Source organism: Bifidobacterium sp. ESL0800 (genome assembly GCF_029395355.1).
Lineage (GTDB): Bacteria > Actinomycetota > Actinomycetes > Actinomycetales > Bifidobacteriaceae > Bifidobacterium.
The window spans coordinates 841,560-862,004 of record NZ_CP113913.1 but is presented as its reverse complement, the minus strand read 5'-3'; the positions used below and the strand labels follow the sequence as shown (position 1 = coordinate 862,004).

The 20,445-nt window shown below is 58.2% G+C and carries 14 protein-coding genes and 1 riboswitch; of the genes, 10 read left to right on the top strand and 4 right to left on the bottom strand.

Annotated elements, in window-relative coordinates:
* The first annotated feature begins 103 nt into the window (after positions 1-103).
* The 7 genes from OZX75_RS03575 to OZX75_RS03545 all read left to right on the top strand — a co-directional run bounded on the left by OZX75_RS03575 (position 104) and on the right by OZX75_RS03545 (position 9,313).
* Complete coding sequence (locus tag OZX75_RS03575; protein ID WP_277147377.1) at positions 104-850, top strand: amino acid ABC transporter ATP-binding protein; 747 nt, start codon at positions 104-106, stop codon at positions 848-850.
* A 144-nt stretch (positions 851-994) separates the two neighbouring features.
* The gene (locus OZX75_RS03570; RefSeq protein WP_277146966.1) at positions 995-1,849 is read left to right on the top strand and encodes a glutamate ABC transporter substrate-binding protein; all 855 of its coding nucleotides are present in this window, start codon (positions 995-997) and stop codon (positions 1,847-1,849) included.
* Complete coding sequence (locus OZX75_RS03565; RefSeq protein ID WP_277146964.1) at positions 1,846-2,523, top strand: amino acid ABC transporter permease; 678 nt, start codon at positions 1,846-1,848, stop codon at positions 2,521-2,523. The genes OZX75_RS03570 and OZX75_RS03565 overlap by 4 nt, the downstream gene beginning before the upstream one ends.
* 4 nt (positions 2,524-2,527) lie before the next feature.
* The gene (locus tag OZX75_RS03560; protein WP_277146962.1) at positions 2,528-3,667 is read left to right on the top strand and encodes an amino acid ABC transporter permease; all 1,140 of its coding nucleotides are present in this window, start codon (positions 2,528-2,530) and stop codon (positions 3,665-3,667) included.
* A gap of 384 nt (positions 3,668-4,051) precedes the next feature.
* On the top strand, positions 4,052-6,619 hold the full coding sequence (locus tag OZX75_RS03555; protein ID WP_277146960.1) for a DEAD/DEAH box helicase: 2,568 nt from the start codon (positions 4,052-4,054) through the stop codon (positions 6,617-6,619).
* A 230-nt stretch (positions 6,620-6,849) separates the two neighbouring features.
* Positions 6,850-8,262 carry a replication-associated recombination protein A gene (locus OZX75_RS03550; RefSeq protein ID WP_277146958.1) on the top strand — a complete coding sequence of 471 codons (1,413 nt, stop codon included), beginning with the start codon at positions 6,850-6,852 and terminating at the stop codon, positions 8,260-8,262.
* Between the two features lie 58 nt (positions 8,263-8,320).
* Positions 8,321-9,313: a D-2-hydroxyacid dehydrogenase gene (locus OZX75_RS03545; protein WP_277146956.1), complete on the top strand. Its 993-nt coding sequence runs from the start codon at positions 8,321-8,323 to the stop codon at positions 9,311-9,313.
* Between the two features lie 265 nt (positions 9,314-9,578).
* On the opposite strand, the gene OZX75_RS03540 is transcribed toward OZX75_RS03545, so the two are convergent.
* From OZX75_RS03540 to OZX75_RS03530, 3 genes are all read right to left on the bottom strand, one after another.
* Positions 9,579-10,925 carry an amidohydrolase family protein gene (locus OZX75_RS03540; protein WP_277146954.1) on the bottom strand — a complete coding sequence of 449 codons (1,347 nt, stop codon included), beginning with the start codon at positions 10,923-10,925 and terminating at the stop codon, positions 9,579-9,581.
* A 136-nt stretch (positions 10,926-11,061) separates the two neighbouring features.
* Entirely contained in the window at positions 11,062-13,719 is a 2,658-nt protein-coding gene (locus tag OZX75_RS03535) for an energy-coupling factor transporter ATPase (protein WP_277146953.1), read from the bottom strand.
* Between the two features lie 13 nt (positions 13,720-13,732).
* Positions 13,733-14,341, bottom strand: coding sequence for an ECF transporter S component (locus OZX75_RS03530; RefSeq protein WP_525930266.1), 609 nt, complete (start codon positions 14,339-14,341; stop codon positions 13,733-13,735).
* 5 nt (positions 14,342-14,346) lie between these two features.
* A riboswitch (FMN riboswitch) is annotated at positions 14,347-14,499 on the bottom strand.
* Positions 14,500-14,649: 150 nt separating this feature from the next.
* On the opposite strand from OZX75_RS03530, the gene OZX75_RS03525 reads away from it, so the two are divergent.
* The 3 genes from OZX75_RS03525 to OZX75_RS03515 all read left to right on the top strand — a co-directional run bounded on the left by OZX75_RS03525 (position 14,650) and on the right by OZX75_RS03515 (position 17,984).
* Positions 14,650-15,708 (top strand): glycosyltransferase family 2 protein, encoded by a 1,059-nt coding sequence (locus OZX75_RS03525; RefSeq protein WP_277146949.1) that lies wholly within the window; start codon positions 14,650-14,652, stop codon positions 15,706-15,708.
* Positions 15,709-15,830: 122 nt separating this feature from the next.
* Positions 15,831-16,598, top strand: coding sequence for a polyphosphate--glucose phosphotransferase (gene ppgK / locus OZX75_RS03520; RefSeq protein ID WP_277146947.1), 768 nt, complete (start codon positions 15,831-15,833; stop codon positions 16,596-16,598).
* A gap of 183 nt (positions 16,599-16,781) precedes the next feature.
* Positions 16,782-17,984 (top strand): pyridoxal phosphate-dependent aminotransferase, encoded by a 1,203-nt coding sequence (locus OZX75_RS03515; RefSeq protein ID WP_277146945.1) that lies wholly within the window; start codon positions 16,782-16,784, stop codon positions 17,982-17,984.
* A 53-nt stretch (positions 17,985-18,037) separates the two neighbouring features.
* On the opposite strand, the gene OZX75_RS03510 is transcribed toward OZX75_RS03515, so the two are convergent.
* On the bottom strand, positions 18,038-20,425 hold the full coding sequence (locus OZX75_RS03510; protein ID WP_277146942.1) for a hypothetical protein: 2,388 nt from the start codon (positions 20,423-20,425) through the stop codon (positions 18,038-18,040).
* Between the last annotated feature and the right edge of the window lie 20 nt (positions 20,426-20,445).

The following is a 20,445-nucleotide window of genomic DNA, read 5'->3' as shown; positions in this document are numbered from 1 at the left end:
CGCTGGTAACTATGTGGTAACACTGTGCAGGTATACTGCTTTCATGTCTGAAACAAAAGAAACCACTATAAAAACGCGCGAAAATGACGCGTCGAAACCATTGATGGACGAAAACCATCCACTGGTTGAGCTGTCCCATGTGGAGAAGCATTTCGGCAAACTCCATGTTCTGAAGGATATCAATCTCAAAGTCAACAAGGGCGAGGTGCTGGTCGTCGTCGGACCTTCCGGTTCCGGCAAATCCACGATGTGCCGTACCATCAACAGGCTCGAGACCATCGATTCCGGCACGATCCGCATTGACGGCCAGCCGCTGCCGCAGGAAGGCAAGGACCTCGCCAACCTACGTGCCGAAGTCGGCATGGTCTTCCAGCAGTTCAATCTGTTCGCCAACAAGACGATTCTGCAGAACGTCACACTGGCACCTGTCAAGGTCCGTCACATGGACAAGAAGGATGCGGACGACCTTGGCATGGATTTGCTGGCACGAGTCGGAGTCGAGAACCAGGCCAACAAGATGCCGTCCCAGCTTTCTGGCGGTCAGCAGCAACGCGTCGCCATCGCCCGTGCGCTTGCCATGCAGCCCAAGATCATGCTGTTCGACGAGCCCACCAGCGCGCTCGATCCGGAAATGGTCAATGAGGTGCTTGATGTCATGATCAAGCTCGCCAGCGAGGGCATGACGATGATCTGCGTGACCCACGAGATGGGCTTCGCTCGCAAGGCGGCCGACCACATCGTATTCATGGCCGACGGGAAGATTCTGGAAAAAGGAACGCCTGACGAGTTCTTCGACCATCCGAAGACAGATCGTGCCAAGGACTTCCTCTCCAAGATTCTTACGCACTGACCTTTTTGACGTGCGTCGGTGATATCGGAGGTTTTTGTCAATCGCGATTGCCGTCAGCTGTGACACACGTCACGACATCAACAAGGCAACAGATCATTAATCCGCTAAACAGCGAATGGGGAAGTATCGGGAAAGCAACAATCTATGAAACCATCATTCAACCATTTTTCGCGCACCTGGCGCAGGGTCCTCGCGGCCTTCTGCGCACTGGCTTGCGTGTTTACCGTAGCCGCGTGCGGCACGGACAACGAGGCGGGCAAGATCCGCATCGGCATCAAATTCGACCAACCTGGGGTCGGCTTCAAGAAATCCGGCACCTACGTCGGATTCGATGTGGACGTGGCCCGCTACATCGCCCGCACCCTCGGCTATTCCGACGACGAAATCGTCTTCAAGGAAGCGCCGAGCAAGCAGCGTGAGGCCATGTTGCAGAACGGCGATGTCGATATGGTCATCGCCAGTTATTCCATCACCGATGAACGCAAGAAAGCCGTCACGTTCGCCGGTCCGTATTTTGTGGCCGGGCAGGACCTGATGGTTCGCAAGGACGACCACGAGATCACCGGCCCCGACAGTCTCAACGGCAAGCGTCTGTGCTCGGTGACCGGTTCCACATCGGCCGAAGTGATCAAACAGAAGTTCTCGTCGAAAGTACAGCTGATGGAGCAGCCCGGTTACGCGGAATGCGCGACCGCGTTGTTCAGCGGCATCGTCGACGCGGTGACCACCGATGACATCATTCTGGCAGGCCTCGCCTCCAACGCCCACGGCAAGCTGAGACTCATCGGCAAGCCGTTCACGCAGGAATACTATGGTGTCGGCGTCAAAAAGGGCAACCTCAAATTCGCCAGGAAAATCGACAAGGCCATCGCGCAGATGGAAAAGGACGGTTTCTGGAAACGCGCCATCACCGACAATACGCGTGGGGTCAAGTACAAGCCGAATATGAAATATAATCCGCCGAAGCCGGATCTCGGGCAGACGGGAGTCGCGAAATGAGTGAATTCCTGCAATTGTTCAGCCAATATAATGTTCCCGGCGCATTTCTGGTCAATATCGAGCTGACCCTTTTCTCGGCGCTGTTCTCGCTGGTGCTCGGAGTCATCCTCCTGATGATGCGCATCTCGCCGATCTCTTCTTTGCGAACCGTGGCGAGCGCCTACGTCGAGTTCTTCAAGAACATGCCATTGACCATCATCATGGTGTTCATGGTGCTCGGCGCCTTCGCCCAGCTCAAGCTGACGTTCTCCAATACGTTCGCCGTCAACTTCTTCTGGCTTGCGGTCACAGGCCTGTCGCTCTACACGGCGGCATTCGTCTGCGAATCCCTGCGTTCCGGCATCAACACCGTCCCGCTGGGGCAGGCCGAGGCGGCTCGTGCGCTGGGCTTGAATTTCATGCAGTCCGCCACCCAGGTCATTCTGCCGCAGGCCTTCCGCGGTTCCGTAGCGCCACTTGGCAACACATTGATCGCGTTGCTGAAGAACTCGACGGTAGCCGCGGCCGCGTCGGTGGCCACCGAAACGTCGAGCCTGATGAGCGAGATGATCGAGTTCCATGCGAATTCCATCGTCGCGATCTTCCTGATCTTCGCGTTCGGCTACGTCATTCTGATCATTCCCATCGGGGCGCTGACAACGGTGCTTTCGAACAAGCTCGCGGTACGGAGGTGAACGCATGAGCAAGAACAACAACGAATCGTCCGTACTCTTCGACGAGCCGGGGCCCAAAGGCAAACGTCGTATCCGCATCGCCAACTGGATCGGCGGCATCCTCGTCGCCATCCTCGTGGTCCTCATCCTCATGCGCCTGCACAACCCGCCGGACGGCGAAAACCAGCTGGACTGGGAGCTTTGGAAGCCGGCGCTTGACGGCGAGGCCTGGACGGACTTCTACCTGCCCGGGCTGTGGATGACCATCAAGGCCGCCACGCTCGCGGTCATCGGTTCGGTCGTCTTCGGCCTGCTCTTCGGCATCGGCCGATTGCTGCCAAGCAAGATCGTGAGGGCCGTTTCCGGCGTCATCGTCGAGTTCTGCCGCGCGGTGCCGGTGCTGATGTTCATGATCTTCTTCTGGAGGCTCTTCTCCTTCATGGGCATCCAAAGTGCTTCCTATTGGGCCGTCGTGCTCGGCCTGATCCTCTATAACGGCTCCGTGGTCGCCGAACTGGTGCGCAGCGGCGTAGGCAACCTGCCTGGCGGACAGCGGGAGGCCTCGTTGGCCCTAGGGCTCACCACCACGCAGTCACTGATGCAGATCGAAGTGCCACAGGCCGTCTACGCCATGCTGCCGGCCGCGGTGACCCAGCTGGTGGTGGTATTGAAGGATACCGCGCTCGGCTCGATCATCATGTACACGGACCTTTTGCAGGAATCCCGTCGTCTCGGTTCGATGTACTTCAACATCCTGCAGACGTTGGTGGTCGCCGGCGTGGTCTACTTCATCGTCTGCGCGCTGCTCTCCAAGCTTGCGGAATGGCTTCCGAGCCGTATGCAGGAACGCACCGCCGCACCGACCGAGCCGGAACCCGTCGCGCCGATCGCCATCATGGACGCCTCGAACGTCAACCAGATCGCGGTGGCCAAGGAAGTGGATGAGGATCGTTACGGCGGGGTTCCGCGTCGCTATCACGTCCATCACCGCGGTTCCAACGCTTCGGTGCGCGAATGGCGTAAGACCCGCTATATGCAGGGCTACGATGCCACGCACCCGGAGAGCGAGAAGGATCCCGAACATATCGAGTTCCCTGACATCCCGATTCCCGGACTGAAGCACGGTCCGCATGGGGCCAAGCCTGGCGAAGGCAAGAACGAGTAGGTTATAGCGTTTTGCCATGGTGACCATCACTTTGCGGGTGGTCACCATTTTTGTCGATTATACGTTTGCTGGTTGGTCGTGGGATGGGAGGATATGCGATGTTCGACACGCTCCGGGCTGAGCCGTAAAAACGTAGTCCTGTGGACTGCGTTTAGACGAAGTGGACGCGATATATCGAGCGTGAAGACAAAATCTTTGATTGTGTTCGGCCAAGTCTTTACGGTCGAACATCGCATATCCTTCCATCCCACTTATGCAGCGTTCAATATGACAGACATAATGTCATGGCATTCTATTCTCCGTACTGTAATCGGTCTTGAAAAGTCATTCAAAACGGCTCAAGGTAAATTTGCTGCGTAGCCGGTGACCTATAGACTTGGGGCTATGACACAGAGTTTAGGGCAGCTGGCACCGAGCTGGGACGGCGGCGGCGAGAAACGCAACATCGATGCCGACGAAATCTATGACAGGTTTTTCGAATGGGTGCGCGAGAACAAGGGCATCGACCCGTGGCCGCACCAGGAGGAGGCCGTCATGGACCTTCTGGCCGGCGACCATGTCATCCTGAGCACACCGACCGGTTCCGGCAAATCGCTGGTGGCGCTGGGCATGCATTTCGCGGCGTTGTGCACCGGAAGGCGTTCCTACTATACCGCGCCGATCAAGGCGCTGGTCAGCGAAAAGTTCTTCGACCTGGTCGAGGCATTCGGCCGTGACAACGTCGGCATGATCACCGGTGACACCAGTATCAATTCCGAGGCGCCGATTATCTGCTGCACCGCCGAGATTCTGGCCAATCAGGCCTTGCGTGAGGGCGTGAACGCCGACATCGGCTGCGTGGCGATGGACGAGTTCCACTACTATGGCGATGCCGAACGTGGGTGGGCCTGGCAGGTGCCCCTGCTGACACTTCCCAAGACCCAGTTCCTGCTGATGAGCGCGACACTTGGCAACGTCGATGCCATTGCCGACAAGCTCGAGGACATGACCCGCAGCGATGTGGACGTGATCGACGACGCGCCGCGTCCGGTGCCGTTGAGCTACGAATACACCGACAAACAGTTGGCCGGCACGGTCGAATTGCTGTTCAACCGCGGCGATACCCCCATTTATGTGGTCCATTTTTCGCAGGACGCTGCATTGGAAACCGCTCAGGCGCTTGCCAGCACGGGAGTCTCCAGCAAGGAACAGCGCAAGGAGATCAGCGAGGCCATCAAGGGCACGCGGTTCACCACGGCGTTCGGCAAGATCCTGCAGCGCCTGCTGCGCACCGGCGTCGGCATCCACCACGCGGGCATGCTGCCGCGCTATCGACGCCTGGTCGAGCAGCTCGCCCAGCAGGGACTGCTGCCGGTGATCTGCGGCACCGATACGCTCGGCGTCGGCATCAACGTGCCGATTCACTCGGTCGTGCTGACGCAATTGACCAAATTCGACGGGTTCAAGATGCGCAAACTGCGTGCCCGCGAATTCCATCAGATCGCGGGGCGTGCCGGGCGTATGGGATTCGATACCGAGGGGCTGGTGGTCGCAGAGGCCCCGGAGTTCGAGATCGAGAACGCCAGGGCCATCGCCAAGGCCAACGGTGACCCGAAGAAGCTCAAGAAGATCAAGCGCAAGAAGCCCCAAGAGGGTTTCGTCACCTGGAACAAGGGGACGTTCGACAAGCTTATCGAGGCGGCTCCGGAAACACTTGTACCGCATATGAAGATCAGCCATTCCATGGTCCTGAACGAGGTGGCGCAGGGCGGTGACGCACGCGAGCGTATCGACAGGCTCATCGATGACTCCTCACAGACCCCCGAACAGAAGGAACATCTGCACCAGCGTGCCGACGAGATTTTCCAGACCATGTTCGATTCGTCCTTCATTGAGGCCGAGGACAATGGCCGTGGTGGCAAGGATTATTTCCTTGCAGTCGATGTGCCGGACAATTTCGCACTCGACCAGCCGCTTTCGCCGTTCCTGCTGGCGGCGCTGGAACTGCTCGATCCCGAATCCGACACCTACGCACTTGATGTCATTTCTATGGTCGAGGCGACGCTGGAAGACCCCAAACAGGTCCTGAAAGCCCAGCAACGGCAGGCGCGTGACAAGGCGATGGCCGAGATGAAGGCCGACGGTCTCGATTACGACGAGCGCATCGATAAGTTGCAAGAGGTTACTTGGCCCAAGCCGCTCGAGGAAACGCTCGACGCAGCCTTCGACGAATACCGCCACGATGTGCCGTGGGCCAACGACTACGAGCTCAGCCCCAAATCCGTGGTGCGCGACATGGTGGAGACGGCCAGCGATTTCACCGGCTACATCGCCCGCTACAACATCGCGCGCAGCGAGGGCACGCTGCTGCGCTACCTTTCCGACGCCTACCGATCGCTGGCGCGCACGGTGCCGGTGGAGAAGCGCAACGACGAGCTGGAGGACATCATCTCCTGGCTGCGCGTGGTCGTGCGTTCCGTGGATTCCAGCCTCGTCGACGAATGGGAGAACGCTGGAGGCGATTCGGCCGCCGATGCTGAAAGCGTGGCGCTCTCAGCAGCCGCACCGGGTGGCAAGGCCGCCGTGGTGGAAGACAGACGCGGACTCATTGTGCTCATCCGTAACGCCATGTTCCGTCGTATCCAGCTGATGGACCAAGACCGTCCTGAGGAGCTCGGTGCACTCGACAAGGACTGGGGTTACGGCGTGCACGAATGGGACGATGCCCTCGGACGCTATTATGACGAGCACGAATACGTCGGCATCGACCAGAAGGCACGCAGCGGCGATCTGTTCATCCTGGACGATCGCAACGAGGCCAAGGAGCACACCTGGAAGGTGCGGCAGATTATCGACGATTCCGACGGCGAGCACGACTGGGCCATCACCGGTACGGTCGACCTCGATGCCACGCAGGAAAGCGGCGAGGTGGTCTTTCTCGATTATCGCGTCAGCGACGAACTGGTGATGTAAGCCCGTAATGGTAAAAGTGTGAAAATTCATCTTATTGACGTTCTTGGTGCAAGCAAGTTGCCGAAAATATGCGGATTGAGCGAGCATTCTTTGTTTTTAGGGTCTCTTGGTGCACCAAGAGACATAACAATTGAAGAATTCGGGTTCTTTTTGCGTTTTTTTGATGTCTTGGTTACGCCAAGATAGCAGAAAACGAACAAATGTTCGAATGCGAGGTATAGGATAAGAATATGACCGTGGATTTGTTCAGCGCCGCCGATGCGCCCGAAGACGTGACCCGTCCGCTTGCCGTGCGGATGCGGCCGACGACGCTTGACGACGTGGTGGGTCAGCAACAGGTCTTAGGCGAGGGCTCGCCGTTGCGCAGGCTTGCCAGCCCGGCATCCAAAGGTTCCTTGACCGCGCCGAGCTCAATCATCCTCTTCGGGCCTCCGGGAGTTGGCAAGACCACGTTGGCCTATATTGTGGCCCAGCAGTCCGGACGCGATTTCGAGGAGCTTTCCGCCGTCACCTCCGGAGTCAAGGATGTGCGCGCGGTCTTGGAGCGTGCACACGAACGGTTGGTGACGCAAGGGCGTGAGACGGTGCTGTTCATCGACGAGGTGCACCGTTTCTCCAAATCCCAGCAGGACGCGCTGCTTCCCAGCGTCGAAAACCGCGATGTCACGTTCATCGGAGCGACCACCGAGAACCCGAGTTTTTCCATCAACAAGCCGTTGCTCAGTCGTTCGGTGGTGGTCAAGCTTGAGTCGCTGGAACCCGGCGACTTGAAAACCCTGATTACGCGTGCGCTTGACAGTGAACATGGGCTTAAAAGCGAGGTCAAGGCCAGCGATGAGGCGATAAGCGAGATCATTCGTATGGCCGGAGGAGACGGACGCAAGACGCTCACGATCCTCGAAGCGGCCGCGGGTGCGGTCACCGGCGACAAGGAACGCAAGAAAGGCGCTCGCAAGCCGATCATCACCCCTGACGTCGTTTCCTCGGTCATGGATTCGGCGACGGTACGTTACGACAAGGACGGCGACGACCATTACGACGTCGCCTCCGCGTTCATCAAATCGATGCGGGGCTCGGACCCGGATGCTGCATTGCATTATCTGGCCCGTATGCTGCGTGCGGGGGAGGACCCGCGCTTCATCGCGCGTCGTATCATGATCGCCTCGGCCGAAGAAGTCGGCATGGCCGCGCCCCAGATCCTGCAGGTCACCGTCGCCGCAGCGCAGGCCGTCGCCATGGTCGGCATGCCCGAGGCACGGATCATCCTCTCCGAGGCGGTCATCGCCGTAGCCACGGCTCCCAAGTCCAATGCCAGCTACAACGCCATCAATCAGGCGCTCGCCGACGTCGACGCCGGCATGATCGGACAAGTGCCGCTCTGGCTGCGCAACGCCCCGACCAAGCTGATGAAGGACTGGGGCAACAAGGAAGGCTACATATACGCGCACGATGCCCCTGGGGCCGTCGCCACGCAGCAATACATGCCCGATGAACTGGTGGGACGTGAATACTATCACCCCAACAACCGTGGCTACGAGCGCGAGGTGGGGCCGAGGTTGGAAAAGATACGTCAGATTCTGCATGGCGGGGCTGCCAACGACCAAAAAGAATCAGGCGGTGCTTCAGACGGTCGAGACAAATAGCTGGAAACGATTAGAATTATTAAAGGATAAGGCAGCAGCCATCATCAAAGGAGTGTCTATGGCAGACGAAACCAACAAGAATGAGAAATTGATCGTCAACTGCATACCGGTTCGTGAAAAGGACAGGCAGCGGTTCATCGAGGCAGCGGGTGACGTACCCATCGAATTCTGCGGTGATTATAAGCATTATGGCGATATGAAAGTGAAGGCGCAGATACCGGAGGGGCTTCGCGGAAAAGCGACGGCGGTGCTCGGTAATTTCGACCCGTCCATTGCCGAGCAATTCACGAACCTCGAATGGTTGCAGACATGGAGTGCGGGCGTCGATGCCTATATCAAGCCAGGTGTGCTGCCTGAAAGTGTGACGATCACCAGCGCTACGGGTGCCTATGGCCAATCTGTGGGCGAACATATGATCGCCATGATGTGGGCGTTGATGAAGAACTTCACCCGGTATGTGTGCGATCAGACGAAACATCAATGGAAGGACGAAGGTACCGTACTCACACCGAACGGCGCGACGGCTCTGGTCATCGGCACCGGCGATATCGGCTCGCATTTTGCACGTCTCGCCAAAGGTGCCGGCATGCGTACGGTCGGTGTGCGGCGCAGTGCCGACAAACCTGTTGAAGGCATCGATGAGATGCATGGTTTCGATGAACTCGATACGTTGTTGCCGCAGGCCGATGTTGTGGCGTTGTCTCTGCCGAGGGCGGCCGATACCCATCATCTGCTTGATGCACGTAGGATTGGCCTGCTGAAAAAGGATGCCATTGTCATCAACGGCGGGCGCGGAGATGCTCTCGACGACGATGCCTTGGCCGAGGCTTTGAGTCGTGGTGCCATCCGTGGTGCCGGTCTGGATGTCTTCGAGACGGAACCGCTGCCGAGCGACCATCCGCTTTGGGATGAACCGCGGTGCCTCATGACCCCGCACGTCGCCGGCGGCAGCCATCTGGCCAGCAACGACGCCCGTATCGTCGACATCGCCGTCGCCAACGTGCGCCGATATGTCAACGGCGAGCCGTTGCAGGACAACGCGCATCGCTAGATACAAGGAATACCGGATGGCCGTGTGGCTATCTACCGGTTTGCATGCTGATAGCTGTGGTTCGACTCCATTGGAGTCGAACCACAATTGCTATCGGGAAGGAGAATTGGTCAGTTTGCCCTGAGGTTTTTCCGGCCGTTCCATCGATGCAACATGTATTGAAATATACAAGAATCCGTCATTCCGACGATTCGGAATAACGGATTCTTGGTTGATGCCAACCAAAACAAATTCAGCAGAAGCCGATCACGGGAATGGATGGGCTTTACTTATACGCCTCGTCCAGCTGGGCTTCCATGTCGTCGAAGCGATCGACCTGCGGGTGGAAGATCGGATGTCCGGCGGCGACCACGAGCAGCGGCTTCTCGAGTGTGCGCAGATTGTCGACAGGATTCTCGTCCAACACCAGCAGATCGGCGGACTTGCCGACTTCCAGCGAGCCGGTCTCGTCGCTCAGGCCCAGGATTTCGGCGGTGACCTGAGTGCCGGCGTGGAAGGCTTCGGCCTTGCTGAATCCGGCATAACGGTTGAGCAGATCCATCTCGCGCCACGTACCGTACTGCGGCACGAACGGCATGGCGGTGTCGGTGCCGACGCCGACCTTGATGCCGGCTTCGTGCGCCTGCTTCGCACCGTTGACCATGCCTTCGACCACCGGCACGGAGTTCTCCATCTGGATGTCGGTCATGTTGAGTGTTTCCTGAGAGAGATACTTCATCGGCAGACCGGCGGAAAGCGTCGGCTCCAAGGCGCTCCAGCCCCGCAGCGAGTTCGGGTTGTTCAGGAAGAGCTCCGTGAGCTCGTCGTCCAGCGTGCAACCGTGCTCGATGGTGTCGACGCCGGCCTTCAAGGCCCTGCGAACGCCTTCCTCGCTCTGGGCGTGTGCCGCGACGATGATGTCGTTGGCGTGGGCCGCCTCGCAGATGGCCCGCATCTGCTCTTCGCTCATCTGTGGGGCTCCGGCCTCGCCGAGCACCTGCGAATCGGTGACGCCGCCGGTGGCCGCGATCTTCAGCGCATTGACGCCATGGTCGATGCTATATTCTGCTTCGCTACGCGCTTCTTCCGGGGTGGTGCTCTCCATGGCCACCAGCGGAGCGCCATGGCCGTCGGGAATCGCGAGCATCGGGCCGGCGGCCAAAATGCGCGGTCCGACCATCTTTCCGGCGTTGATACGGTCGCGGATGGCGACGACCTCATACCCGACATCGCCGACGGTGCGGATGGTGGTGACCCCGGAGTTGAGCAACGTCATGATGTTCGACTTGCTGGTCTCGTACATGAAGAGTCTGCCCGGGGCCGAATGCACAAGCTTCGCGGTCTTGCGCTGGCCTTCGGGTGTGCTGCCCTTAGGGTCGAGAGGGCGCCCTTGAGAGAAGGTATGGGTATGGCCATTGATCATGCCGGGGGAGACGACCTTGCCGCTTCCGTCCAGCTTGTGATAGCCCGGAGGCACCACAACGGTCGACGAGGGGCCGATTTCCCGGATCTTGCCGAGACCGTCCACGACGATGGTCGTGTCGCTTAACGTGCGGCCGTCAACGTCGCCGGTGGCTATGGTGGCATGTTCGATGGCGAATGGTTCTATAGCGGTATTGCGTGGTGCGTGCATATCGTCTCCTTGATAAGCAAAACAGTTTGATTGAGGCTCTGTTCCACTCTATCAGGATTTATCACATAACATTGCGAAAGAAATGAATTTATGACTTCATTTCGTAGACATCACAAACAGATTGCGATGCGCCCCGCTATAACCGCACCACCGAAAGAATTCCGATTTTAAGACTCAGCAATACGGCAAGATACATTGCGCACAGAATAATGAAGATCATATCTTTTCCGGTTACGCGCATGGCGTGCCAGTGGGTGCGGTGGATGCCTTCCTCGTAGCTGCGCGCATCAAGCGCTAGCGAGAGGTTGTCGGAATGCCGCAGGGCTCCGGCGAAAATTGGGACGATGATGGCCACTATCGCCTTGATTCGTTTGGCAGGCGTTCCTGTTTCGATACTGCCGCCGCGTGCCGCCTGAGCGTCCATGATGTTGCGTGCCTCGTCGGCCAGCGTCGGCAGGAAGCGCAATGCCAGGCTCATCACCAACGCCAGTTCCTGGGTATGCAGGCCGAGGCGTCGCAATGGGGAAAGCAGAGAGCCGAATCCGTCGGTCAGCGCCGTAGGTGTCGTGGTCTGCAAGAGGATGATTCCCAGCAAAATGACCAGCCCGAAACGGCAGGTGTAGAGTATCGCCGCCATCACGCCCTCGTCGGTGATCGGGAAATTGAAGAGAGTTACCAAAGGCCTGCCCGTTCGCACGAAGAGCATATTGATGATGCCCATGACCAGAAGCAATATCAGGAATCCGCGCATGGCACGGAACAGGCGTTTCGGCCCGAGCTTCGCCGCCGCCGCGAGGACGATGACCATCAGCGCGGTCAGCCCAAGCTGCGGCAGGGAGCTGACCATGAACGAGGTGAACATCAGCACGAGGAACACGACCAGTTTGACCCGTGGGTCAAGGCGCGCGATGAGACTTGGACGTTGGCTGGTTTCTGAAGGCGTATCGTCGGTTGTCGGTTTGCCGGCACTCGCCAATTGGGCGGTTTCCTCGCCTGTTCCGCTCTGAGCGGTACCGTCTTGTGCAGTTTCGCCCAGAGTGATGACACGGTCGGCGAGCTGACGCGCCTGACGCGGTGAGTGGGTGATCAGGACTATTGTGACGCCATGCGCGTTGAGCGTGCGTACCAGCGCGTAGATGCGCTCGCTGGCCGTGGCGTCAAGTCCCGCCGTCGGTTCGTCAAGAATCAGAATACGCGGGCCGCAGGCGATGATGCCGGCGATGGCGGCAAGGCGTTGCTGACCGCCGGAAAGCGAGAAGGGGGATCGTTCGGCCAGTTCACTGATCCCCAGCAGATCCAAGGCACGTTCCACGCGTTGATTGACGATCTGCGTCGGCAGACCCTGATTGTTGGGTCCGTATGCGACATCCTGCTTTACGGTTTCGGCGAAGAGCTGGTGCTCGGGTTGCTGCATCACCAGCCCCACGCTGGAACGCAGCGCTTTCTTATCACGTCGTGACATCGAACGCAAATCGATTCCCGCCACGTTGATAGAGCCGCTATCGGGTTTTGATAATGCTGTCATCAGTCTTGTCAGCGTGCTTTTGCCGGTGCCGTTGCGGCCCATGATGGCCACGACCTCGCCCTGCCTGATACACATCGAAAAGTCATGCAAAGTGTCGCTGCTGGCCTTCGGATAGCGGAACGACACGTGTTCGAAGCAGATGGCGGGTCCATCGGCACTGGATTCGATGTCGGATGCCGCAGAAGTTTCGTTTTTTCTGTTTTGGCTTGCGGCGTTGCCGGTCCGTACGTGTTCGAGTTCCTCGGTTGTGTCTGTGGCAGTGTTGGCCGAAGCGCTTCCGCCGCCTTCGTTTTTCCCGGTTTTGACGTCGATCGGGTTTCCCGAATTTGCTGCGATGATCAGACCGTCGGGTTTCAGCATTCCCGTGTCGTCCGCATTGGTCACCGAAAGCTTCAATGTGGCCTCTATCTGCGAGAGCCTGACCAGCCTCCCGTTTTCGAGACTGAGGATCCGATCCGCCGCCTTCAGCTCTTCGGGTCGGTGCGTGACATGGACGATGGTGGTCCCGGTTTTCTGGAGATTGTCGAGCACGCGCAGCACATCCTGCTGGGCTTCCAGGTCAAGCATCGCCGTCGGTTCGTCAAGTACGATCATCTTAGGGTTCATTGCCAGTATCCCCGCAATGGCGATGCGCTGCTGCTGGCCGCCGCTCATGCGCGAGGGGTCGTCGAGCAGGGAATCGTGCATGTCGACCGCGTTGAGGGACTCGGTGACCCTTGCCGTGATCTCGTCGGGTTCAAGAGCCAGGTTTTCCGGTCCGAACGCGACATCGTCGCCCACGACGGTGGTGATGATCTGATCGGCCGGATTCTGGAAGACCGCGCCGATGTCTTTGCGTGCCTTGCGATAGAGATCGCTGTGCGGGGTACCGGAAGAAAACACGTCGTAGCCGAGCAAGGTCACGCAGCCGTCATCGGGCGCGGCAAGCCCTGCAATCAGGCGGGAGAGCGTGGATTTGCCCGATCCGTTCGGGCCGACCAGACAGATGCGTTCGCCGGTGCGGATATCAAGGTCGATGCCGTTCAGCGCCCACGACTTGCCGCCGTCATAGCTGAAACGGATGCCGTTCAGCCGGGCTGCAAAGCCATTGGTGTCGTTTGCTTGGGTCGCTTTCGTTTTCCCGGTCCTTTGAACGCGATTCGCATGCTGATTCTTGTTGCCGGTTTTATTATCGATATCGTGGGCTGTAGAATACGCCGAAACCGAGCCCTCGCGCTCAGAAGACACGTAGGGCTCGGTATCAGCGTCAGTATTGTCGACCGTAGTCATTTCTGCGAAATCCCTAACGGTTCAACAGGTTGGAAATCGGCTTGTATATGGCGAAGGTGACCACGCCGTGGATGGCGAACTTGATCAGGTTGAACGGCAGCAGAATCGGCACGACCATCGCCAGCACCTGCGCGGTGGTCATATGTGCGTAGATCGGCGTGATAATGATATTGCCGCCGATGGCCGCGATCAGACCGAAAACCACGCCGACCAGGATGCCGACCAATGCGCCGACACGGGTGCGCATGCGCTTGTAGACCATGGCCGCCGGAACGCTCAGGAACACGGAGACCGCGATGGACATGATGGCGCCCCACGGGTTCATGAACAGGTGGGGGATCCAGCTCAGGACACTGACGATGAACGCCGCCATCGGACCGAACGCGAAGCCCGCGACCAGGCAGATGATGCCGGAAAGGTCGTATTTCAGCCACGGCACGCCGGGCATGATGGGGAATTCGATAAAGGAGGCCGCCATCGCCAGAGCCACGAACAGCGCGTAGATCGCGATGCGCTGCGTCGACCAGCGGCCCTTGTCGGCCACACCGGTGGAATGAGATGATTGCGTCTTGTCCCGCTGATAGGGGTCGGACGGATTTTGGGTACCAGAAATATTGCTCATGATGAGCCTCGTTTCTTTCATCCGGACTGTCACCGTTGGCCTCGGATTTTCACCGGATCGACCGCTTTCGCGGCTCGCGGGCTTCGGCAATGCTGTCGTTTTGAAATCGACAGTGCCGTTACCGCCAATAAGGAATTTCACCTTCCCTGAAACTTGCATTCCTATCTATACCCGTATGCATACCCAAAAGTCAAACGTTTTTGCGCACATTGATGAATTACACACGCGTGCTGTATGCATCGTGACAATGCCCGGGGTTCTTTCCGGTCTTGTTGCCGCCATCGTGTGGGGGTGCAAGAATAGGGGATATGACTGAAAACAACAACACTGTGGATATTGATGGTGCCGAAGGCAGGGAAGGCGCCACTTCAGAGCAATCTCCGATTGAGAAACTGGCCATCGTCGTGGTGACATACAAGAGGCAGAAGCTTTTGGCGCGGCTGTTCGATTCCATCAAGGCGCTGAACGCCGCCCCTTGGCGTGTGGTCGTGGTCGACAACGAACACAGCGACGATACCAAAGTGATGGTGCAGCGGTTTTCCGACGCGATCGATGCCCAGTGGGGCAAGACCGAGCCGGATGAAAGCGGCAACACCCAGCGTGTGGTCTATGCGCCGCAGGCGGGCAATATCGGCGGTTCCGGCGGCTTCTCCAACGGCGTGAAAAAGGCCTATGAACTCGGGGCCGTTTGGTTCTGGGTGATGGATGACGACGTGGCCGTGCTCCCGAACGCCATCGGGCAACTGGCCAAGTGGACGCCTCGCCACGACGTGATTCAGGGTTCGCGTCTGGATTACGACGGCGGCGATTTCTATTGGCAGTACGATTTCATCGTCCCGCTCGGCATCCCCAATCCCATCGCGCCCGCTGCGTTCGGCCCTTCCGGCTATCGCACGATGGATACGATGTGCTTCGAAGGCGGCCTGTTCCGTCGCAATATCGTGGAAAAGATCGGCCTGCCGGACCCGCGCTTCTTCATCTACTGGGACGACACGATCTACGGCTATCTGGCCAGCAAGGTAACCGATCCGATCGTGGTCAACGACAAGATCATCCAGCGTACGCGCGATATCGGCAACTGGGACATCGCCGGCGTCCGCCAGCTCAATTCGACCTCCGACATGAACCGTTACCACATCATGCGCAACCGCGGCTACATGGCCCGCTACTTCATGGCTCATGGCGACTATCGACCGGCATTGTTCGCTTTGGGTACGCTGCTGACCGCACTCAAAGAGGTCATCCGTCTTGTGGCCGTCGACCGCGAGCATATCAGGACCGGCCTCAAGGCCATTGCCAAAGGTTGGGTCGATTCGCGCAAGCTTTTGCATGACCCCAATTGGCAACCGATGCCGCCGCTGAAATAACGATACGGGGAAGGTTATGCGTCTGCATATTCAATTTAGGTGCTGATACAAGCGTATTGGCCATCGAGTGCGGTACAATGTCAACGATTATTTTTTCCAACCTGTTACAAGAGGGGTTAGCGATGATTGAGACAGCACAGGCCTTTGGCGTTGATATCGGTGGTTCTGGTATCAAGGCGGCCCCGGTGGATTTGGAAAAGGGTGAGTTCGCTCTGCCACGCCTGAAGATCCTCACCCCTGAGGTTTCCACCCCGGATGCTGTCGCAGCCATCGTTCGTCAGGAACTCGAGCATTTTGAAGTTCCGGCAGGGGCTCCGGTCGGCATCGCATTCCCCGCACCGATCAAGCCCGGCAAGCCGCTTGATTTCATGGCCAATCTCGACAAGTCATGGATCGGCCTGGACGTCACCGAAGTCTTCTCCAAGGCTTGTGGGCGTCCGGTCACCGTGGTCAACGATGCGGATGCCGCCGGACTCGCCGAACAGCAGTACGGTGCGGCCAAGGGTGAAGACGGGTTGGTTATCGCCACCACCCTCGGCACCGGTATCGGAACCGCGCTCATCTATAATGGCGTGCTGCTGCCGAACACGGAGCTTGGACATATCCAGCTGGAGAAGGGCAAGGGCGACGCCGAGAAGTACGCGGCATCCTCCGTGCGCGACAAGAAGAGCCTAGGCTACAAGAAGTGGGCCAAGCGCCTGACCAAGTATTACGGCCTGCTTGAGAAATACTTCAGCCCCGACCTCTTCGTGGTCGGCGGCGGGGTGAGCCGAATGGCCGACAAGTTCCTGCCCTATATCGATATCAAGACCCCGATTGTGCAGGCCAAGCTGCGCAACGAGGCGGGCATTGTGGGCGCCGCGTATTATGCGACGACCAAGCTTGTCTGATCGTTGGTTTTTGGAAGTTCCGTTCGGTGGTTGCCGGGCGGAACTTTTGTTTTGACTGAATATCCTGAAGTAGAATCGTCTCTGGTGGCTGCAGCCAGATCTTTCGATCATTGACAGGCAAAGATGTGGTCGAGGATTGATGCGGAATTGCGACATTGAAATTATTGGATGTGAATGGAGATCATGCGTTTTTCGTCAAGGGTCGGTTCGACCAAGCTCAATCCCATCGCCAAAGCTGAAGCCGAGGCAAGAAGCCGAGGAATCACACTCGATACCGTTAACGATTCCAATCCGACGAAGCATGGTCTTGCCCCCGCGGAAGTGCCAGGCGTTTATACCGCCGAGCCCCGCGGGCCGTTGGCGGCGCGGAAGGAACTCGCTCAATTCCTTACCAAGAGAAATCTCGAGGAAGCTCCAGAAGAACAAGATTCATCCGAATCTGTCAGCCCCGATGATCTCTATCTTTTGAGCTCCACATCCGAGGCCTATACGTGGCTGTTCAAGCTGATGTGCGATCCGGGAGATATCGTGCTCGGCCCCAAACCGGGCTATCCGCTGATCGAATCCATCGGCGGGCTGGAAAACGTGGATACGCTGGAATACCAGCTGCAATTCGACGGGTCGTGGTTCATTGACGTGGCTTGGCTGCGCGAGCTTCTGGAAAGTCCGAAAGGCAAAAACGTACAGGCCATCGTCCTGATCAATCCGAACAACCCGACCGGCTCCTATGTCAAGCCGGACGAACGCGAAGCACTTCTCCGGCTCTGCAGCGAGCACGATGTCGCCATCATCGCCGACGAGGTGTTCTTCGACTATGACATGGAACCGTTTGAAGGCAACCGGCGGCTGGCGGGTGAGCAGGGTGCGCTGACGTTCGCTCTGGATGGCTTTTCGAAACTTTTGGCTGCCCCGCACGCCAAAGTCGGATGGATTCAAGTCAGCGGTCCAAAGGATCTGGTTGCCGAGGCGCAACGCAGGCTCGATATCATCGCCGACGATTACCTGCCGTTCAGCGACATCATTTCAGATCGAATGCCGGAACTGCTTGCTGCGGTTCCCGGACAACTTGATCGTGTGCAAAAGCGCACTCGGGACAATCTCAAGCGTCTGCACACCATGCTGGACGAGGACGAATCCGGCTTGGTCTCGGTCCTGCGCGCGGAAGGCGGCTGGAACGTATTGCTGCGTTTCCCCTCGGTCATCGACGAGAACGCGCTGGTGCTGCGTCTGATCCGTGATTTTCACCTGACCGGTCAACCCGGCTATTACTTCGATATGACCGAAAACGGTTATCTGGCCGTATCTCTGCTGCCTGAGCCGGAGGTCTTCGAACGCAACATCAAGGCTGTTCTGCAAGCGGTTCTGCTCGAGCTCGACGTCGTTTGAGATTGTGGTAAGCCAGGACGTTTCCGGAAAGCGGAATCCTCTGAGTCCGTTGCTTACGCGACGATGAACCACGAAGCCACGGCTTGGAAGAGCGCAGGATTCGTACGGGTCAGGGCGTCCTCACGACCGGGGACGAAGACGGTGAGCAACGCTATCGCAATGCTTGCCAGAGTAAGCAGAAGCATGACAAGGCGCAGGGCTACTAAGCCCCAATCGATTCCCGGCCTGAGGGTCTCGGACATAGTCAGTTGCCGGAATCGGAGACCTGATCTTACCAACCGATGATATGAATTCTGTTGTGGTAACGGTGCGGCCTTTTCGTCATCTCTTGGATTGGAATGTGGCTGCGGCATGGTCTTTTCCTTGTTCCGGCAAGGTCTTGCATCGCCGAGAATGGCTCCGACCACCACGATTGCGGACATCGCCACCAGCCAGCCGAAATCGACCATGTAACGCCAGCCGATACCGCCTTTGACAATGTCGACGAACAGCAGCAGCAAAGCCAGCGGCAAGGCGGCAACAACCAGGCGGAGCAGGCCGCTGTGGCGGATACGTTTCCTCACTCTGGGCACCAGCGGCAAGACGATGATTGCAAGTGCCGGGCACAGTGTGAAAAGTCCGCCCACCACTGGTTCCGCGTAGCTCCATGACGTCACCGGTGTGGGGTTGACGGCAATGAACGGGAAGTCATGCGTAAAACGCAGCGGCAGGAACAGGTAATAGCCGAGCGTAGGCAGCAGGTTGGCGGGGGAGTTGCGGTAATGGGTCATGTCGGCGACGGTGATCTGGTAACGTTCCCCGAAATTGAGGGGAGAACCGAATCGGATCGCATTGTACATGCACAATGGCACCACCACGACCAATGCCGGAAGCAATATCGAAACCAGTACGCCGATCGTCGTTTTGTGCTTCGCCGCTTTTCCTGCGGTCGCAGACCTGGTGCATATCGCACGAATCTGTGGCCAGAATATGGGGAAGGCCAACAGCGCGACCAAGGCAAACGTAGGACGGCAGCCAAAATTGGCCGCCATGCACAATGATCCTGCGGCCAGGTGTGGCCACGACAGGGCCGACGCCCGCTCAATGGTCAATGTATGACAGTGAGGCAGTGTCGAACCGGACCAGAACCACAGGCCCATCGTGCTCAGGGCGAGGGAAGCGGCAAACGGAACCGAATAGAAATTCATGCGAAATGCCAGATAACCGACCTGTGAACCAAGCAGGAAAAGGGTGATGGCCATTGAAACCGTGGCCACTGAAGTCCGGGGATTCAGCAATTTGAGCAGCCGGATAACCAGCAGGGAGCCGAAGAGCACGAAGACAAAGAGCAGAAACGCCACAGCCGCGCCCGAAGGGAGCATGGAACCGCCCGGAACGAAGAGTGAGGTCGCCAGACGGTAGGGGGCAAAAATCAACAGAGCCGGCAACACGCCGAAATACGAATACCAACGGCCCCGATAGAACGAGTAATCCCAGTAAATCGGCGAGACTCCTTTTTGCAGTACGGCCTCACGGGCTTGTGGATCATAAGGATTTGCCATGTCTTTCAAGGCTTGCGGCACGCTCAGGTCCAATGATGCGCGGCCGTGAAGCAAGGCATCCGCCATGTGGCCATACTGGTTGAAATCATAGGTGTAATTGCCGGGCTCTTGGAAGTTCGCTGAGTTTGCCGTCCAAATCGATTGCACAATCGAAAATACGGCAAGCGCTGCGATGACCGACATGAAACCGGCGAAGGCAAGTCGTTGCCGCACGCTTGAGGTGTCCAGACGCCATCGCCACAGGATTGAAGAGGGCATCCACAACGCAATCAGCGCGACGATGCCGGCCATGGCCGCTACGCGTCCCCAACTGGCGTGGAACGGAACGCGCACGTTGGCATGAACGGCGGCGATATCGACCCGGGTCCCAGCAGGTTCGTCGACCCACACCTTGATATCCGTGGCTCGGGATGAGGCTTTGAAGTCAGGGACGCGAAGATAGCGAGAGTTGGAGATGAGTGTGGAAACGGAACGGACACGGGAGGAATGTCCGGCGGCGTCCACTCGAAGACGGAAAGCCGTCGACGGAGCCTTCGATGTTGTCTTCGCCGCGTTTTCCGTGTTTTGGCTGGCGTCCGCAAATCCCAGAACCTCAGATGGCGTGGTGAAACGGAATGTCGATTCGGCAGGATCGACGCGGATATACGGTGAACTTCCATCGCTCTGGGTTGTTAGGAACGCCGTGGTCGGGTCGGTGACCAGGAGCGTGCCGTCTTTCTGCCGGGACAACCCCGGACCGAGCGCATTGAGCGCCGAAACGGAATCGCGGCTTGCGCCCAGCGTGCTCCAGAACTGCAAGTTGAATGCGAAACACTCGAGCAGAAGTATGATCGCGGCCGCGAGAAGCGCGAATATGGCGGTCTTGTGGCGGTGGGCAAAGCTGTTCGAAGAAGTGTTCACACGTTTATTCTATAAGCTTT

What these genes read in the sequence shown, in the direction of transcription:
- OZX75_RS03545 (WP_277146956.1), top strand. Translation starts at nt 8,321, where the DNA reads ATGGCAGACGAAACCAACAAGAATGAGAAATTGATCGTCAACTGCATA.
- OZX75_RS03530 (WP_525930266.1), bottom strand. Translation starts at nt 14,341, where the DNA reads ATGAGCAATATTTCTGGTACCCAAAATCCGTCCGACCCCTATCAGCGG.
- OZX75_RS03565 (WP_277146964.1), top strand. Translation starts at nt 1,846, where the DNA reads ATGAGTGAATTCCTGCAATTGTTCAGCCAATATAATGTTCCCGGCGCA.
- OZX75_RS03560 (WP_277146962.1), top strand. Translation starts at nt 2,528, where the DNA reads ATGAGCAAGAACAACAACGAATCGTCCGTACTCTTCGACGAGCCGGGG.
- OZX75_RS03570 (WP_277146966.1), top strand. Translation starts at nt 995, where the DNA reads ATGAAACCATCATTCAACCATTTTTCGCGCACCTGGCGCAGGGTCCTC.
- OZX75_RS03550 (WP_277146958.1), top strand. Translation starts at nt 6,850, where the DNA reads ATGACCGTGGATTTGTTCAGCGCCGCCGATGCGCCCGAAGACGTGACC.
- OZX75_RS03525 (WP_277146949.1), top strand. Translation starts at nt 14,650, where the DNA reads ATGACTGAAAACAACAACACTGTGGATATTGATGGTGCCGAAGGCAGG.
- OZX75_RS03515 (WP_277146945.1), top strand. Translation starts at nt 16,782, where the DNA reads ATGCGTTTTTCGTCAAGGGTCGGTTCGACCAAGCTCAATCCCATCGCC.
- OZX75_RS03575 (WP_277147377.1), top strand. Translation starts at nt 104, where the DNA reads ATGGACGAAAACCATCCACTGGTTGAGCTGTCCCATGTGGAGAAGCAT.
- OZX75_RS03540 (WP_277146954.1), bottom strand. Translation starts at nt 10,925, where the DNA reads ATGCACGCACCACGCAATACCGCTATAGAACCATTCGCCATCGAACAT.
- OZX75_RS03555 (WP_277146960.1), top strand. Translation starts at nt 4,052, where the DNA reads ATGACACAGAGTTTAGGGCAGCTGGCACCGAGCTGGGACGGCGGCGGC.
- ppgK (WP_277146947.1), top strand. Translation starts at nt 15,831, where the DNA reads ATGATTGAGACAGCACAGGCCTTTGGCGTTGATATCGGTGGTTCTGGT.
- OZX75_RS03535 (WP_277146953.1), bottom strand. Translation starts at nt 13,719, where the DNA reads ATGACTACGGTCGACAATACTGACGCTGATACCGAGCCCTACGTGTCT.